Annotated in this window: 22 protein-coding genes; 7 read left to right on the top strand and 15 right to left on the bottom strand. The window is 39.8% G+C overall.

What is annotated here, in order from left to right; genetic code table 11:
• Position 1 precedes the first annotated feature (1 nt).
• The 8 genes from N473_RS22955 to N473_RS22920 all read right to left on the bottom strand — a co-directional run bounded on the left by N473_RS22955 (position 2) and on the right by N473_RS22920 (position 5,925).
• The gene (locus N473_RS22955; RefSeq protein WP_063369975.1) at positions 2-418 is read right to left on the bottom strand and encodes a DUF2523 family protein; all 417 of its coding nucleotides are present in this window, start codon (positions 416-418) and stop codon (positions 2-4) included.
• Complete coding sequence (locus tag N473_RS22950; protein WP_063369974.1) at positions 418-1,920, bottom strand: hypothetical protein; 1,503 nt, start codon at positions 1,918-1,920, stop codon at positions 418-420. Before N473_RS22950 ends, N473_RS22955 begins: the two co-directional genes overlap by 1 nt.
• Before the next feature lie 96 nt (positions 1,921-2,016).
• A complete protein-coding gene (locus tag N473_RS22945; RefSeq protein WP_063369973.1) occupies positions 2,017-2,283 on the bottom strand; it encodes a hypothetical protein in 267 nt (88 codons plus the stop codon).
• A 17-nt stretch (positions 2,284-2,300) separates the two neighbouring features.
• On the bottom strand, positions 2,301-2,546 hold the full coding sequence (locus tag N473_RS22940) for a hypothetical protein (RefSeq protein ID WP_063369972.1): 246 nt from the start codon (positions 2,544-2,546) through the stop codon (positions 2,301-2,303).
• Between the two features lie 2 nt (positions 2,547-2,548).
• On the bottom strand, positions 2,549-2,875 hold the full coding sequence (locus N473_RS22935) for a hypothetical protein (RefSeq protein WP_063369971.1): 327 nt from the start codon (positions 2,873-2,875) through the stop codon (positions 2,549-2,551).
• 140 nt (positions 2,876-3,015) lie between these two features.
• Positions 3,016-5,136, bottom strand: a complete 2,121-nt coding sequence (locus N473_RS22930) for a replication endonuclease (RefSeq protein ID WP_081221382.1) — start codon at positions 5,134-5,136, stop codon at positions 3,016-3,018.
• A 5-nt stretch (positions 5,137-5,141) separates the two neighbouring features.
• The gene (locus N473_RS22925; RefSeq protein WP_063369970.1) at positions 5,142-5,672 is read right to left on the bottom strand and encodes a 3'-5' exonuclease; all 531 of its coding nucleotides are present in this window, start codon (positions 5,670-5,672) and stop codon (positions 5,142-5,144) included.
• Positions 5,673-5,685: 13 nt separating this feature from the next.
• Positions 5,686-5,925 carry a hypothetical protein gene (locus tag N473_RS22920; RefSeq protein ID WP_063369969.1) on the bottom strand — a complete coding sequence of 80 codons (240 nt, stop codon included), beginning with the start codon at positions 5,923-5,925 and terminating at the stop codon, positions 5,686-5,688.
• Between the two features lie 86 nt (positions 5,926-6,011).
• Between N473_RS22920 and N473_RS22915 the strand changes: the two genes are divergently transcribed.
• Positions 6,012-6,431, top strand: a complete 420-nt coding sequence (locus N473_RS22915) for a helix-turn-helix domain-containing protein (protein ID WP_081221380.1) — start codon at positions 6,012-6,014, stop codon at positions 6,429-6,431.
• A gap of 76 nt (positions 6,432-6,507) precedes the next feature.
• Here N473_RS22915 and N473_RS22910 read toward each other — a convergent pair whose 3' ends face one another.
• The 5 genes from N473_RS22910 to N473_RS26385 all read right to left on the bottom strand — a co-directional run bounded on the left by N473_RS22910 (position 6,508) and on the right by N473_RS26385 (position 8,987).
• Positions 6,508-7,284 (bottom strand): hypothetical protein, encoded by a 777-nt coding sequence (locus N473_RS22910; RefSeq protein ID WP_155735716.1) that lies wholly within the window; start codon positions 7,282-7,284, stop codon positions 6,508-6,510.
• 97 nt (positions 7,285-7,381) lie between these two features.
• Positions 7,382-8,071 (bottom strand): phospholipase D family protein, encoded by a 690-nt coding sequence (locus tag N473_RS22905; RefSeq protein WP_063369966.1) that lies wholly within the window; start codon positions 8,069-8,071, stop codon positions 7,382-7,384.
• An 8-nt stretch (positions 8,072-8,079) separates the two neighbouring features.
• Positions 8,080-8,349: a hypothetical protein gene (locus N473_RS22900; RefSeq protein ID WP_063369965.1), complete on the bottom strand. Its 270-nt coding sequence runs from the start codon at positions 8,347-8,349 to the stop codon at positions 8,080-8,082.
• Positions 8,331-8,843 (bottom strand): hypothetical protein, encoded by a 513-nt coding sequence (locus N473_RS22895; protein WP_063369964.1) that lies wholly within the window; start codon positions 8,841-8,843, stop codon positions 8,331-8,333. Before N473_RS22895 ends, N473_RS22900 begins: the two co-directional genes overlap by 19 nt.
• A gap of 6 nt (positions 8,844-8,849) precedes the next feature.
• Complete coding sequence (locus N473_RS26385; RefSeq protein ID WP_155735715.1) at positions 8,850-8,987, bottom strand: hypothetical protein; 138 nt, start codon at positions 8,985-8,987, stop codon at positions 8,850-8,852.
• A 74-nt stretch (positions 8,988-9,061) separates the two neighbouring features.
• Between N473_RS26385 and N473_RS22890 the strand changes: the two genes are divergently transcribed.
• The 3 genes from N473_RS22890 (at position 9,062) to N473_RS22880 (ending at position 11,891) form a co-directional block, all read left to right on the top strand.
• Positions 9,062-10,054 (top strand): tyrosine-type recombinase/integrase, encoded by a 993-nt coding sequence (locus N473_RS22890; RefSeq protein WP_063369963.1) that lies wholly within the window; start codon positions 9,062-9,064, stop codon positions 10,052-10,054.
• Between the two features lie 112 nt (positions 10,055-10,166).
• On the top strand, positions 10,167-10,610 hold the full coding sequence (locus N473_RS22885) for a hypothetical protein (RefSeq protein WP_155735714.1): 444 nt from the start codon (positions 10,167-10,169) through the stop codon (positions 10,608-10,610).
• 207 nt (positions 10,611-10,817) lie between these two features.
• A complete protein-coding gene (locus tag N473_RS22880; protein ID WP_063369961.1) occupies positions 10,818-11,891 on the top strand; it encodes a GTP pyrophosphokinase in 1,074 nt (357 codons plus the stop codon).
• Positions 11,892-12,208: 317 nt separating this feature from the next.
• On the opposite strand, the gene N473_RS22875 is transcribed toward N473_RS22880, so the two are convergent.
• Positions 12,209-13,345, bottom strand: coding sequence for a hypothetical protein (locus N473_RS22875; protein ID WP_063369960.1), 1,137 nt, complete (start codon positions 13,343-13,345; stop codon positions 12,209-12,211).
• A gap of 167 nt (positions 13,346-13,512) precedes the next feature.
• Between N473_RS22875 and N473_RS22870 the strand changes: the two genes are divergently transcribed.
• Entirely contained in the window at positions 13,513-14,418 is a 906-nt protein-coding gene (locus N473_RS22870; RefSeq protein ID WP_063369959.1) for a DUF1444 family protein, read from the top strand.
• A 368-nt stretch (positions 14,419-14,786) separates the two neighbouring features.
• Positions 14,787-15,668: a GIY-YIG nuclease family protein gene (locus N473_RS22865; RefSeq protein WP_063369958.1), complete on the top strand. Its 882-nt coding sequence runs from the start codon at positions 14,787-14,789 to the stop codon at positions 15,666-15,668.
• 91 nt (positions 15,669-15,759) lie between these two features.
• Here N473_RS22865 and N473_RS22860 read toward each other — a convergent pair whose 3' ends face one another.
• Positions 15,760-16,044 (bottom strand): helix-turn-helix transcriptional regulator, encoded by a 285-nt coding sequence (locus N473_RS22860; RefSeq protein ID WP_063369957.1) that lies wholly within the window; start codon positions 16,042-16,044, stop codon positions 15,760-15,762.
• A gap of 226 nt (positions 16,045-16,270) precedes the next feature.
• Here N473_RS22860 and N473_RS22855 point away from each other — a divergent pair, with 226 nt between their 5' ends.
• Complete coding sequence (locus N473_RS22855; protein WP_063369956.1) at positions 16,271-16,534, top strand: helix-turn-helix domain-containing protein; 264 nt, start codon at positions 16,271-16,273, stop codon at positions 16,532-16,534.
• Positions 16,535-16,690 lie beyond the last annotated feature (156 nt).

The raw sequence follows: 16,690 nt of genomic DNA, 5'->3' as shown, positions 1-16,690 counted from the left end.
ATTAGATGAACCTCATTACGTAGCGCGTTACATACGCATTGATAATTAGGTTAAACCCATCAAATATTCGCATATCCATAAGCGCTGATTGCATATCAACAGGTAACGCGGAAGCGGCCGCAGCGATACGAGAGCCAACCTGAAAGTTCTCCAAGATTTGCTTTGCCACAAGCCAAGCGAATTGGATCGACTGGAGTTCTAACTTGAGTTTTAGCAGCGTTGCCCACTCGATGGCCCACGCGTAAAAACGGATAACAAACTCGGGAAAGTCTGTATCAAAGAAAGCCCAAAAGTCGGTGATAAAATCTGATATCAAATCGAGCCAACCATCCAAACCAGTGTACTGTGTGGCACTGGCCGTAGACATGTACAACATGAATATAATTAAGCCCGAACATATAAAAACGTATCGTTTCATTATCGTTCCCTCAGTAATATAAATAATGCTGTGATTGATGCCGCTAACATGATTGGGGTTGATAGCATCTGAAAAAACTCAGAATAACGGCGCAATGAAATGTCTATTTGTTCACCTTTAATCTCAATGGTCCGCGCTTCATAACCACCCACAAGAGACGGGTCAATGGAAAACATAGAGCCAAGCTCGGTAGAGATAGCATCGAGCTCGTTTTTGTTGGTAACTAGCTGCTCATCAATTTGTGTTTGAACAGTGAGCACATCCTCAGATGTAAACAACGAAGCCAACCCACCTTGCTTACCCGTTTGAGTAGTCGATATGTCAATACATTCAATACCTGTACACAGGTTACAATCTGGCCCCTCGCACGGTGTATCTCCACCACCATCACCGCCCCCATTCCCGCCGTCTGTGATTGCCGAGGTCAATGCATCTAATGAAGCGGTGGTTGCAACGCGGTTATTCTCACTACTATTGAGCATCAAGCTAAGTGTGTCATTGGTACTTCTGGCCTCTGCAAGTTGCACTGCTTGGTTATGAGACATGGGCATGAGGATATTGTTTGTATTTCGGGTGATGTCTGTGTTCACTTGGTCTTGGGCAACTAAGTGTTTCAAGATAGCAACGCTATCGTGTTGCTGCTTGAAGTTCGCAGCGTCAAAAGTAGCGTTATTCGAAATCAAAGACGCTAAGTTGTCATTGACTTGATTGAGTGCATCAATATCAATTGTGGAGTCAGAATTATCACCCGAAGCGGCATCAGGTAATGCCATTGGGCCGTATAAGTTGTCAGGTAATGGATCTAAATTTTGCGGGTCAACGACTGAAGCAACAATCGGGTCTTCTTTAATAAAGTCAGATTGGCCGCACACAAACCATTCAGCTTTTATGTTTGCGTAATAGCTTGAAACCGAAAACCCTTTACTTACTTTCGAATAATCATATTGGCAAATAGAGCCATCAGCGTTTTTAAAGCAACGAGAAGCTTCGCCAACAGATGACATAAACACATCAGTATCAGGGTTAGGCGTTGGGCAATCAGGATCTAAGTTAGAAGACAAATAACAAACGTAAGAGCCATTCAATTCCTTAGGGCCGTTTTCATAAAGCGGGTTAGGACACATAAAGTTTGTTTCGGTTGGTCCTGTTTCGTAGATACTGACAGCTTCTTTGAAAGTTGTAAGAATGTGATAGCGCTCCCAAGACGGTATCCATTCTTTTTTGGTGTATTTTTTCTTGCAGATAATAGATTTTTTAGACTGGCTTACAAAGCTATGCTCACATGTACCAGAGCCTGCCTGAGACCAAGAATCGTCTGGGGGATTGATTTGTGACAGTGTAATTTGTTCACAACGGCCAGTTGCGCCCCGACCAACTCGAATGCCTCGACATAGATCGTAACCACCATCTACGGGAGTTGCGCTTATATATTCGGGGGTTGAATGTGAACTTTTTGAGAGAAAAAAGGCGCTAAAAAGCGCCGTGTAAATGAGTAAACGCATTTAACGCCTTCCTTGTTTAACTAACTCGGACTCCTGAAGAAAAACCCTCTACGAAAGCCCAAGTTAGAAACGTTGCAAAAACAACGGTTGTGACCATTAGTTAGACAAGCGCTTCGCTAACAAGCCAAGGCCAAACGAGATAGCACAAAGTGCGATAACGCCAACCACCACCAAGGTATAATTTGCTTGACCTGTAGAGACCGCCGTATTGATTTGGTCCTTTACTGGGTCTCCAGCATTTGCCCAAGCACTGGCACTCCCCATCAATGCCATGGCACCCGCTCCCGCTCTAACACCAAACTTCTTAAGACGAGAATCTTGCTTAGCTGTACCTTGGATAAATTCACCGTTTACTGATTTCATAATAATTTCCTTACTGTTTAAACTTTGCCCATGGTTCGAGCGATACGCCCAATCGCATGGCCTGTAAAAAATGCGACTAACATGCCGCCGTTGATTATCGAAAACACCTCTAAGTCAAATGCAAATAACTGATTTAAGGTGTCTATGACTCCATTCAACTGTAACGACTGCAATTCTGCTTGAGTTATCAGAACGTAGTCGCATACAGCAGAATCATTGCTGATGTATAGCGCGCCGGATTGTGAAGTCGTGACGCACTGCATCGTTATGCCTTCTTAACTGGGTTGGTTGACGCGATGGAATTTAAGCGGAAACCATTCCATGCCATTTGGCGCGCCACGTTTGCCCCCTCGTAATATTCAAGATTGAGTAGTACTGGACGAAGCCCCCACCCGTTTGGATCGGATTGCAGTTCCTCAAGCCGTTTATACGTACCGTTCTCTATTTGCTCAGGTGTGACTTTCACCGTCCAAATACTGGCGGGGGCCTTAGTATGAAACTTAAATTCACCCGCCGTAGGCAGAGCGCCGCCCTTGTCGTCCGTTTTTGTAACAAGCTTTAATTCTGTGATTGCACCTTCTATTCCGGCCATGGTTAGCCCTCCTTTTGATATTCTTCAATTAATCTGTACTGCGTTGTAAGTAAGTCTTTAATTCGTGTCTGGTAACTCATATTTGTTCCTCGGTTACAGTTAATGACACAAGTCCAAGCGCTAGCGGCGAGCCGCTACGCTCAGGCTTCGCTTGGCGCCTCTCCGCTAGCTATGCATGGAATATCTGAACTGTGTACGACTGAGCTAAGCGCTTCGTAGTCCATGAACAAACACATGTTTTGATAATCTTCGATTGCACACGATTCGAGGAAGGCCATTTCTTCTTCACTCGGTTGTAAGTAGCGTTCGTCCTCTATCCAGCTATGAATAGATTCAGAAACACCCAGCATGATTTTGCGTTGTGCTTCGATTTCTTTTTCAGTCAGCACTTGGCTTGTGCCTCTGCGGCTGATCACCACCACTGAATCCCAAGCAACACCTAAAATTCGATTAGCTGGACGGTCACCGTATTTGGTAGCAAACAATGGAGACTTGCCTTCACTGCGGCTAATTTCACCTGTGATACGGTCAACAATGTCTGGGATTTGGTAGTGAATTCGTACCGTTTGGTCTTTGCGTTTAACCTGGACACCACCCATGGCAATACAAAACGCGGCCCAGTCAGACGCATCCGCAGCAGCGCGTACCTTTTCCAAAGCAAAACGTGAGATATTATCTAATGTTGTATTCATACTATTTGCGACCTCGCATTTACCGGACTCACCCTGTCCTAGTCTTCTCAACTCACGCCATGCTGTTACACTAGGACCGCCGATTTGTTGGAAACGTCTTAAGTTAAAAGTGGATGCCCATGTACTTGCACGTTCGGCAGCATCTGCGGGTAATACAGATAACTCACCGGATTGGGCGCAAGTCACGGTGTCTATGTTTGAGCCTGTCACGGCCTTAGTGATGTATTTAGCGATGTAACCCGCCGCACTGCCCTTGTTAGGGTCAATGCGGATAGGTTTAAAACGGGCTGTACTGGTTTTAAATTCTTGTGGGTTATCTTCAGTACATAAGCTTTTTAAAATTTTACGAGCCTCAATGGTTTGACCTTTTTCAAAGAACAGAAGCATATGCCAGTGTGGGCAACCATCATGATGCGGCTCAACAACTCGAAAGCCATAAGGGCGAATTTTTTTCTTAGCGAACAAAGCACGCGCCCTTTCCCATAATTTGGTGAAGTAATCTTGGGCCTCTTTGGGTGTAGAGCCATCGTATTTTTTATTGGGAATACCCGTTGCATGCACTGAATGAAAACGGCTTGGGGCAGTCATTGTGTAAAACTCGCCAACATGACCAAGTAGCTTGGCGCACTCTTCAAAGCCACGAATACGGACCATAAGCTCAGAGGCCAATTGAATACCACTGGTAGAACTGCGACCAGCTACGTCTTTTAAAGACTCAAACTCACTAAATGGGTTCGCATCTTCTGGCACAACAAACAGATCGCTCATTAGCTGCTCTGATTTGGCCGCACGTTCGCGTTTGCTTCTGACCGTAAATTCACTGACATACGCAGAGGATTTTTTGTGAACGGTTCTCAAATCACGAGCTAATTGCTCAATGACCAGCGCTTGTTTTTGGCGCAGCTTTCTACGCCACCACAAAGGGCAGGCCATGCGATTAAGTGCGCCGTTCAAAGCTTCGTAAGCAGCTTCAATCTCTTGCTCAGTAAATGCGTCTTTAAATACCTGATGCACATCAAAGTAAGTGGTATCAAACTCAGGTGGCTCAATTGCATACTGGCGAATACAGTCCGAACAGTATGTGTAATTGAAATAGGTATAGCCTTCAGTTTTTAACTTAAGCTCAATCTTGCGCGCTTTTTTCTCTGCGATTTCACATAGCTCGTCATCGCTAACAGATAAACGAATATCACCAAGCATTAAGCATTTATCAGCATCTAAAAGGCGCTTTCTTGCTTCGTCGTAACCGAAGTACTTTTCAGTTTGTAAGTAGCCATTGGCTAGCATGATAGACAATGAGCTATGTGTTTGAAGGATGTTAGAGCGCTCGCTATCAAAGGTGCAATAGTGACCGTACTTTTCTAACCACTCACTACGGTCTTTTATGCCGCTCAACTCAGATATAACTTTTGCGGTTCGAGGTGGTGTAACATCCTGAATCGCTTTTGCTGATGACTCAGCAGGGAAAATCTTCTCAAAAAGCGATAGCGAGCGCTGATGTAGAGGTTTAATTTCTGGTGTTGGTTTAATCGCTTTGATGCGACGTGTACGTTCTGGTTGAGCAAGCATGATTGTTACTCCATGAAAGAGCGCGCCAGCGCCAATGTCATTAAACAATCATCTAAAGCTGAGTGCGCTATAAATGGCTTAGTATCGATATCTTGTTGCTCAAGTGCGTTGGTAAGCTTTTGCCATTTATAATCACCATAGTGGTTAAGCTCTCCATAAAACTCAGCATACTCTTTCATTACACAACGTGTGTTTTGAGTCAGCTCAGATACCTTTGGGTGGTACATGTCTGAACAAGACTGTTTGAGCATTCGAATATCAAATTCAGAGTTATAAATTAGTAACTCCTTCCCCTCTAACAGATTTAGAATGCGAGGCATAACTGAGTCTAAAACCGGAGCATTTGCCAAACTGATTGAGTCATCACTGATTTGATGAATATCAGTCGCTGATTGTGGTATCGGCATTTGTGGGTCTATCAGTGTGTGTAATAGCGTTCCCCCATCTCCATCAATTAAAGCGATTTCACATATACGGGATTCAGAATCTAGACCCGTTGTTTCTGTGTCTAAAACTACGATGTTGCTTAAGTCCATTTCGCTCACCTCATTAACCGATTTTGATTTCTATACCAGCTTGCTTTGCTGCATCTGCGTACAAAGCAACCATGTTGATATATTTTTTCACTCTAGCTGAGTTCTCTTCGCCATTGGTTGGCGGGGTATACACAGGAAGTCGGCCAAGATGCACCGCGTTGTAGACGTCCTTTTTGTCCTGACCTTGCAATTCTGCGTATGCGTCATAAGTTAGAATTGGTGCAGGAATCGATAAAATTAATTGCTGAGCCATGTTATATTCCTTGATTGTCTGTCTGAAACTAACGAAAACGAGCTTAAGTAATAAATTTTATTACGTCAAACTAAAATTTACTTACTTTGGTAGCGAGGTATATTACTTTGGAGCCAAACGCGTCAGAAGTTTTTGAAAAACTTAAAGATTTATATGGGTGCTCTACCCTAAAAGAAATTTGCGAAACGTTCGGAAAGAACAAGGCATGGGCTGGTCAAATGATAAAAAACAACTCAGTTCCATACCCGCAATGTGTGCAAGCATGCAAAGATCACAATGTCTCTATGGATTGGTTGTTGTTTAATAAAGAAGGACAATCTGTAGATAAAGCAGAGCTGCTTAACCTGATTCAGGAAGGGCTATTTGAGTCGAAAGAGTTAGATATTTTGGAAGATCTGACATTTGAGCAGCTAAAAGCAACTTCGGCTTTAATCTTAAAACAGATTGAAAAAACTATACCTATTTCAAACTTTAATGAAGAACCGAATAAAAAAGCAATTTATTAATAAGCTACATTGCCTGACACAATATATTGTTGTAGCGCTATCATAAATAACGGCGCTACAAAATTAGAATATGCTTTTAGTTAGTGTAGTCTTCCAGATATACAGCTTCTTCATCATTTAAAAGGGTATCAGTTAAGGATTTTTTCCTACCTTCCATTCTCCAGTACAAAACAAAAAATATTATTGAAACTACTGCTAAAATAGCCATTACTCCATATGTTTGCCCAGTAGTGGAAGTGTTAAACGCTATATTTCCCAACATCCCAAGGAATGCTCCCAAAAAAACAGCTGTAAATGTTAGAAATACGTTTATGTCAGAATTATGTTCTGATAAACGATGCAGTGAGTCAGCAGAAACAAGCTGAACTTCCATATCTTTCGGCGCGGGTAACTTTATAGCTGCGGTAAAACTTTTGCTTTCTTGAGCAATTTTAGTGACTGACTTTTTAAGCTCGTTAATGCTTGGAATATCTGTTTCACTGATTTGCTCTAGTTTAGAGCGAAGTTCATTCAACTCTTTTTCCATATTTTCAGTATCTATATTTTTTTTAGCTTCTACAACAGAGCGAAGTTTTCTAGAACTGGTTTGCTGTGTAAAATTGTGTAAGAATACCGCGTTTTCTTCATTACTAAGCTCAGGAGGAAATTCAAAAGCTATAAGAATATCTCTAATCTTAGCCCTATTTAAGACTACACCATCTTCTGTAAGTCTCGTCAATAATTCTATCAAGTTAGCTCTTGAGATCTCATTTGTATTTAAGTCTTTTAAACCAACGAGCTTAAGGTGCTCCTCAACACTAAATGTTCGTGGTTTTCTCTCACCTAAAACTTCTTCAATCATATTAACTAACACTCTAATACTCCCCCATGAGTGGAAAATAAATTAATGTAACCACACAGTTTTAAAAAATAAAAGACCAATGTAAAGAACGCTTGTAGCACATCGTATATCAATCAATATTCAAACCATGCGGCCAAATAAAATAACTACCAAATCGTTTACTATACTTTTGCTCCGCGCCGACATCAGTCGCTTTAGCAGTTAATTTAAAACCATCACCCGTAGATTCTAAATACCCAAGACCCTCTAACTTTTCTAAAAACTCAGATGTTTTGAGTTTATGCTGCTTGGCCAGTTTTGATGTTGTTAGCTTTTGGGTATCGGCCTCTGCGCTTTCTTCTGTTTGGGCTGCCACCTTCTCAATCGACATTTTAACTTCATCACTAATTCGAATAATCCGCTGGCACTCTTCATATGTATCGCGATAAACGCCCTCGTCTTCATCACGTTCTACGAGAATACCCATCTCGTTATTGTTTATTTGACTAAACTCATAAAGATTTAAGCTTGTGATGATTGCTGACTTCTCATTTAAGTAGCACTTAGCATGTAGGTTTTGACAAAAGCTAGTACGAACGAATGATAGATTGTTTAGCCAAGAGATCTCTTCTGGTTGTAGTTCGCTCTTACCATAGACAACTCGAATATCAATCTTCATTCTATCCTTGTCTTCTAGTAACTCTTTTATACGTGAGTTCAACTTCAGATAAGGGCTTATCAATATCAAGCGCTCACTTGCAGATTTGATAAGCTCTTCTAGGTGATAGTTAATAGCTGTTGTGTTTAAAAACTTACTCATAATTCCCTCTATTTGATTAGCTGAATATTAAACTCAGGCGGTTTAGCACCCGATGCATCCAAACGATTACAATACGCATCAAATCGGCCTTTCCACTCTTCCATTGCATCTACTCTTAGATTGATAGGCATTTTCAATATAGCTCTATAATCAGAGAGCAATATCATCGCCAATTCCTCTAATGGAATATCATCGTCGCACCTTTCATTACACGCCTTGTAAAGTGCAAAAATAGATAGAAATAAAAAGACAATAACAATCAAGACTTCAAACTGCATAGTGCTCTCAAACGGTAACTATCAAATTTAAGCAGTAAAGATGCCGCTATCAATAACGCTGTGACATTAATTCCTGCTGAGTATATTGGATAAAACCAGTGTGACGTGTAGTGCAACTCAAAGGCGAGATAGTGCATAGCCAAATAACTAAACATATTTACGATAGTGAGCGCGTATGCAACTTTAACAGCACCAGAATGCCTAACCTTTAATCCTGTATGTAAAAAGTATATTGCTAGTACAGTTGCAGAGTCATACAAAGACCAATTTAGGTAATATGCCTCTAAAACAAAATAATTGACCCCGTCAAAATCTACACTGCCAGTAGCATTGCTTAAACCATGAGAGATCGTAAAAACAGTCAATGCAATTTTAGAAGACTTTGACGCGCCAACTTTAAATGATATTAGCCAAGACAGAATAAATGCAATAAATATAAACCAGCCAATATCTAACGACAGATTCCAGTTATTAAAACTGAATACTTCGACCATAACAGGCTATGACTTTTGAATTTTATTTGGGTAATCTGGCACTGCTTTTGTTTTTGGGATAACAACTAAGCCCCCATCACGACCACCAGAAACCATATTAAAATATTTGTTTTCGAGCTTTTGGATTGATTTTTTATTAGACATCGCTATAACCTCCTTATGTATGCGATGCAAACATATTAATTTTTTGTAACTTTTTGTCAACAGGAACGAGTTGTATGCCTATTAAAAAAATAGATGGTGGATACTTTCTAGATGAGAGACCATGGGGTTCTAAGGGAAAAAGGATACAAAAAAAGTTTGTTACTAAAGCAGAAGCTCAGCGCTACTTAAACTATGTGGTAACCAATGGTGAGCAAAAACCTTGGACCAAACAAAAAGAAGATAAAAGACGTCTGAGTGACTTGATTGACAAGTGGTATGAAGTACACGGGCAGACATACACTGACCCCGAGTCAAGCAAACGTAAATTAGATGCGATAGCCGTAGCACTCAACAACCCTATTGCATCGCAGTTAACCCCAAAAGCATACAGTGAGTACCGAGGTAAACGTTTAGAGTCAGGAGTTAAACCCAAAACGGCCAATAACGATTTAACCCTATTAAAAGGCGTATACAACAAACTAATCAGCCTTAAAGATATTGGTTACCCCAACCCAATAGCCAATGTCGAAAAGATAAAAGTACAGGAGCAAGAGCTGGCGTTCCTGACCCATGAAGACATAACTAAGCTATTTAAAGCTATCGAAGGGGCCAGACACCCAAACTTAGATATCGTGACTAAAATCTGTTTAAGCACTGGCGCAAGAATATCTGAGGCGTGTGGTTTACACGGTTCTCATGTAATCAAGTCTGGTAATACGTACAAAGTGACTTTCGTAAATACCAAAGGTAAAAAGAACCGCAGCGTGCCAATCAGCCAATCGCTATACGAAGAGATACCCAAAAAAACAGGCCCACTATTCACCGATTGTAGAAAAGCATTCGAGCGAGCAATTAACAGAGCTGGCATCCAACTACCAGACGGCCAATGCACTCACGTCATGCGACACACATTCGCAAGCCATTTTATGATGAACGGCGGTAATATTTTGGTACTTCAGAAGGTCTTGGGGCACGCTAAAATCGAACAAACGATGATATATGCACACTTTGCCCCAAGCCATTATGAGGATGCGGTTAGGTTGAATCCATTAGCAAAATACAATTAAACTACAAACATAAAAAAAACATCAAGGAAATGAGAGTGTCTGAAGAATCTATAAAGCACGTACAGTGGATATTTAGTGGTGCTGGAATACTTGTAATTACATGGTTCATTGCTTGGGTAAAAAAACAAAACTAACCACAATTAAAGACAAGCTTTCAAAAGCTCATGGCTTTCTTGTTAGTATATTTTGTTCGAAAACTGTAAACTTCAATTCGTTTGATATTACTATTAAACAAGTAATGATCGAGTTTAACTATGGAGGGATGCATGCTGCTTGCAACACATTCCTGCAAGGGCGTGATATTGGTAAACATTCAATTAACGATGTTATTCTTGTCGAAGACAACCTCACAGGGGAACAGGCTGACTATATCGCTGGGTTTAATGATGAGCCAAACTGCATTGTAAGAATTAAAGCTATCTTAAAAGCACCGACCAAAGAGGTTATATACGAAAGTGACTTCTTAGAAGGCTCCAAGCCTTCCCTTATAAACGCAAATGGTCGAAGAGTAAAAATGAAAAAAATAGAGCGTAGAAAAATATTAAAATGCTCTTGAATATTTTAAATGCAATATATACTCACTCCTCCCCAAGAAAATTAAGTTTTACGAGGTTTGAGTCGTTGTTAATACAAATTATATTTTATTGGAATAGACCTTTTATCAAAAAATTTGCATACACTAATTAATTTAAATTACTGAACTTATACATTTTATAGCTTTGATAGACCTTGGATATAAGTTACTAAGTAAGGAGCACCGACTTTGACAACAGAAAAACTGATGGTTGAATACGATAATAGTATTGAAATTCTTAACCAGTTCTCTTCTTCAATGCAATCATTAGTTAGCAGGCTTATGAATGCATCCTCGATTACAGCACATTCAATTAGCGCTAGAGTGAAAAGTAGAAATAGCCTGCAAACAAAAGCTACAAAGAAAAGTAAATACTCTTTACTTAGTGAAGTCACCGACATTGTGGGTATTCGAATCATTACTCATTACTCTGACGAAGTTGACCAAATAGCAGACCTAATTGAAAAGGAGTTTACAGTTGACACAGATAATTCAATTGATAAAAGAGCTAGTTTAGACCCAGACCGTTTCGGATATCTTTCATTACATTATGTAGTTAGCTTATCTAGTAGTCGCTCTAAATTAATCGAATATGAAAAGTTCTCTTCCATGAAATTTGAGATACAAATACGCTCAATATTGCAACACACTTGGGCGGAAATTGAACATGATATAGGTTACAAATCTAAAATTGAAATCCCCAAGCCAGTACGAAGAAAGTTCTCTCAGTTAGCAGGTCTTTTAGAAATGGCTGATGATCAATTTATACAAATTCGTAATGAACTAAAAGTTTACGAAGATGATGTTGCAGACATAATAGTTCAAGCACCTAATGATGTAGGCATTGATAATGTTACAATTCATAACTACATTAGAACAAGTAAACTTATAGCTAAGATTGAATCAGGTTTTACAAATAGTTTTAACATGAAATTGTATGAACAACCTGTTTGGAACCTCTCACGCTACGTCAAGTATTGCAACTATTTCAGTATAGAAACAATACACCAGCTAGATGAAGAAATGGCTAACTATGAAGTGCATATTAATCAACGAGCGAGCGAGGTTATAAATCCAACAAATACCCTACCTGTCGGCTCATCTATATTATTTTTCTTTCAAGTACTAGCTTCTAAACTAGAATCCAAAAAAGCAATTATGAAATTTTTAGACGAAATGGATGTAGAAACAAAAGCCAAGCGGAGTGCTTTCGCATCTTATTTATATACTTTCGGAGAGCGGCAAGGGCTGCGAACCAATTAAGTAATACAGTCAACATCCAATTTCCATCCACTTTGGTAAGCAATCGCTAGTATCAACTGGTAACAGTAAGATTCTAACTTATTGAAAAATAGGTAAGTCATTGTTTCTATTATGGGTGTTCGATTATCGACGCTTTCTGGACGGGGGTTCAAATCCCCCCAGCTCCACCACATTAAGTGTTATAAAACAGCCAGTTAGAGAACTTCTTTAACTGGCTGTTTTGTTTTTAATTCATATTAATAATGATATTGGTGTGTCCAAAAAGCTTCCTAATAGTGTAACTACCCCATAATCAATTTAATACGCTAAACTACGGCTTAATAGTCATAGACTTGATCTATTACCTCTTCGCCCCACTCCGATATAGAGACCAATGAAACATTGCCTTTTTTATCTTTGCGATATATACACACTGCGGTACTAAATAACCATTGAACAAACAGTCTATTGTTCTCAGACCTTTCGAGCTCAATCGTCTGTTTTTCTCGTTTAAAGTAAGAGTTCGACTCTTCTAGTACATTTTGAACTGAATACGTTGACTCCAGCTCTGAAGCGATTGCACTGCCTGAAATCGGATCCTTAGACTCAACTTTTAAAGCGGCTCTAATAGACATGAAGTTTGTGAGCGTACTCTTAATCGCAGACGTTACCTCAACCGTTGTTTCATACGCTTTTGTGACACCCGCTGGGATCGTTTCTGTTAATCGAGGATTAGTATTAACAAAGTATAATCCAACAGAAAAATACTCATCAACGTAGGTGTCCTTCGCATATCGAGAGGTATATATTGGATCTGCAATGCCTTGCCACAATTTCTTCTCAATTAAATGTTTGTCCGTTCTAAACAGCAATGTATCCTTAGGAGGGTACATGTAGCTTTTAGGCACATATTCAAGGATGTTAAACTCATTTTTTGCTTCTACGTCTTTTAACACCTCCCAGTTTTGCACTACAGCATTGAGCTCAGCGGTCACATTCAAGTATTCTAAGAATTCTGATTGAACTCTTTGCACATCTTCATCTACTACCTGTAGCTGATTCCCCACTTCTATAACCGTTATATTGCGCGTAAAGTGATGGCCACTTTTAGGAAGGTCCTCCCACCCTTCGACAGACACTAGCCCGTTCACATCTAAGCTGGACTCGTTATCACCCGAGAACGGGACGTCAATATAAAGACTGATGGTACCTAGATTACCTTCTCCTTTTGTTTCATCTTTCCAAGTCGCATCGCACTCATATCCTGTCCATGTCCCGCTGGCAGCCCTTACACCCAAGGCTTCTACATTTTCTCGTGCAGGCACAGTCACTGGCGCGCTGTCATCTTCATTATCTCTATACCAATAGCCCCAAGATAGATTTGAATTCGTTAATGTTAAATCTCTATCTGTTTGATTATTGATATTCAGTTTAAAAACCCAAGATGTGCCTTCTAGCGTGCTAGAACTATTCATAACTATTTCCTTTTTGGTTGTCGTATTCGGCAAACAAAATGATAGTTACATGGCTAAAAGTTACTATTACAATTTATTACAAGCACTATTCAGTTAAAATCAATAGTGAAGGACATCAAGGGGAAATTTCGCTATTCTACGTAAAACTCTTTTTATGATTCTAAACAATGAAAAAAGCGCTATTTCTATCTTGTGCACTGGCTCTGTCAGTCGCGTTCTCTGCTGTTTCATCGCCCAGTTCCAGCGCTTTTCTTTCGGAGCAAGCATTTACAAAAGCTTATGTAAAGGAAGCAAAAAAGCACTTTAAAGACGCTAAATTTAAAGTCACAGGTGAGTTAACAATCGAAGTCACTCACTCAGAGAATATGACCCAGTCTACCGATCTGACCAATGCTTATTTGAGGTATTCGAATGAAAAGGCAAGCCTTAAAGATATCTTTTCAGATCACATAGCGTCAGCTAAAAGCATCAATTCTCTAACAGATGAATCAAAACTTCAGCTCAGTCAGCTAAGACCTGTGATTAAACCCGCCGCTTATATTGACAACATAACCGCGCAAATTAATCAATCTGGTGACTCTGACATACCTTTCCCGTTTTATTACGAGCAGCTCAATGATGAACTGGTATTGCTCTTAGCAATCGATACACCGACAAGCATACAGTATGTTGGCCAAGAGAAGTTGGCTGAATTCAACCTCCCTGTTAAGCAATTGAAAGACATCGCAAAATCAAATTTGGAGTCGTACCTTGCAAAGATTGGTGCAAAACTACAAAAAATTGATCAAAAGGATGAAACCAGCAACATCTACATGTTTATTGCCGACGAAATCTACGAAGCCAGCGCTGTTTTCTCAAACTACTTCGAGCAGCAAATTAAAGCTACGTTTAATGGCCCTGTAGGGCTGGTATTTCCTAATAGAAGTAGTGTGCTCGTGGTACCACTAGATGATGAAGCTGGACTGTATCAAATAGCAATGCTCGCTTATTCTGAGTATCCAAACCTGTCTTATAATGTGTCACCATTTGCGTACGAATATAAAGATGGGGTTTTAAAACGTATCGAGTTTTAATGCTATCAATGGTGTGGCTTTTATACTTTAGCCATACCTCTTTTTGCTTGTTTTAATGCTATACGTACAACCTCAAACAACAAGGCCTAACTTTCAAAGCTGATATCGGTTAACAGTTTAGCTGTCTAATTTTGTATACTCCCACGCACGTAATGATATGATGCCTTTTGCACTTTCCAGGTTCGTTATCAAGTTTAAGTAGCTTCGATTAGTGTATAAGTTACGCCCTTGATTAAGTGGCGATCAATTAAAGTAGGCTAACTACAAAGCCCACCCTCTCAATTTTCCAACTTTTATAAAGCAACCTGTTTATCAATTACAAACAACATGCTATAACCCCCTGCAATACATTGATATAAAGGAATAATATGTCTAAATTTGGCCGTAGTATCAGAACATTTCTCGCTGATGGTAGTCCCTCTGGTTTAAGACATGTCGAAATCGCAAATTGGTCTGGGCAGGCGCTAGCATGTCCCCGCAGCCGCTTTTCAGAATTGAAAGAGTGGGATGAATGCAAAAGGCCTGGCGTATATTTTTTACTGGAAAGAGCAACCAGTGATAACAACACTGCGTATATTGGCGAGTCTGAAGATGTACTCAAACGACTTGCAAACCATGATAGAGAAAAAGACTTTTGGAATGAGCTCATCATCTTTACCAGCAAAGATGAAAACTTAACAAAAGGCCATGTAAAGTACCTTGAATCTCGCCTCGTTCAAATAAGTAAAGATGCAGAACGCTATCAATTAGAGAATAGTGTCTCTCCTACTCAGTCGGCTTTGCCTAGGGCCGATGCAGCTGCAATGGAGGAGTTCATCGATAATATTCGCTTAATCCTCGGCACACTAGGGCATCGAATACTAGAACCTATCTCTGCCAAACGCGCTTTGGTTACGAGTAACAGTAGTTTTATACTCAGTGATTATGACTTTCATTTTAAAGTGAATCAGGTCAAAGCCGCGGGAAAAATCACCGATGATGGTTTTTTGTTGCTTAGGGGATCTCAACTGTCGCTAAAATCCTCTGATAGTATGCCAGGAAAAAGCAAGGACATTAAAAATCAACTTATTGATAGTGGCTCCTTGGTCGATAAAGGTGAGTATTATGAATTGGTGAAAGACAAGCTATTGAGCTCCTCTTCATATGCCGCTTCACTGGTAGCCGGTAGCAGCCGAAGCGGCCCACAAAGCTGGAAAACGCAAGAAGGGGTTATGCTGAAGCTAATCGAGGAGCAGTTGTTAAAGCATTAATAGCAAGTGAACGTATTACTGGCAACTATATTACTTCTTTGCAAGTTAGGTTGGGTTATTTAATTACCCAACCTACTCATTTTTATGACGCTCAATTAGGAGGTGACTTTTTATCTGAATAACTAATACAGGGTAAAGAGAAATCATTACCAAATATTAAATACATTTCATACACAAGTTCGATGGTCATGTACGTTTTGCCGTTCTCAAAATTACTGATTGTCGCTTGATCAACGTTAAGCTTATCGCCCAATTGCTTTTGCGTTAAATTATTATTTTTCCTAATAACTTTTAAGTTATGCTGCATTTCTAGCATCAACTTATTAATTTCCAACCTGCGCTTCACTGCGTCATGTCTCATAAATCTGCTAACCATACATTGTCCTTAATAGAAGTGGTTATTAGTCACAAGCTGAATTCATACTCAGCCCCTATGCAAAATACTCCATATTAGGCTTTAGCTTGCACAAGCGAAGAAATAACTCGTCCATAAGCACTAAGCAAAGCCCCAAATGTTTACTTATGAAAAATCGATGTTAATATTATGAAACATCGGATGCGGAAAAATCTCCGAATGGACAAAATGGAAGAGGATAAGGAAAGTGATTAGCGGTGAGGACCTAAAAAGCATGAGAGTCAATGCAGGTTTTACCCAAAAAGAGATGGCTGACAAACTGGGCATATCCAGAGAAACTATCAGTAACTATGAATTAGATGTAGGCCAGCCCAAAATGAGGGACTTTCTAAAATGGCTGATTGTTTGCAAAATAGATACTCGCTCTGTAGTCAATCAGATCGATGCAATACAAAACCAAGTTGATAAGAATGTTAAGTCAGAACAGGGCAATAAAAAGAAATTGAAATAGCAAAAAGTTTCACGCATTTAAAAACAATAGATAAACACTTTCATAGCTAAGCATGTACATATTTATAATTTAGTCTTAGTTACCAATACTGAGTTGAAATATAAAAAATTTAATCACAAAATAGACGACTAAATAATATAAGTTACACATGCTAAC

The sequence above is a fragment of the Pseudoalteromonas luteoviolacea CPMOR-1 genome, from assembly GCF_001625685.1.
Lineage (GTDB): Bacteria > Pseudomonadota > Gammaproteobacteria > Enterobacterales > Alteromonadaceae > Pseudoalteromonas > Pseudoalteromonas luteoviolacea_K.
The sequence above is the reverse complement of the archived record's forward strand: the minus strand, read 5'-3'. Positions and strand labels throughout refer to the sequence as shown.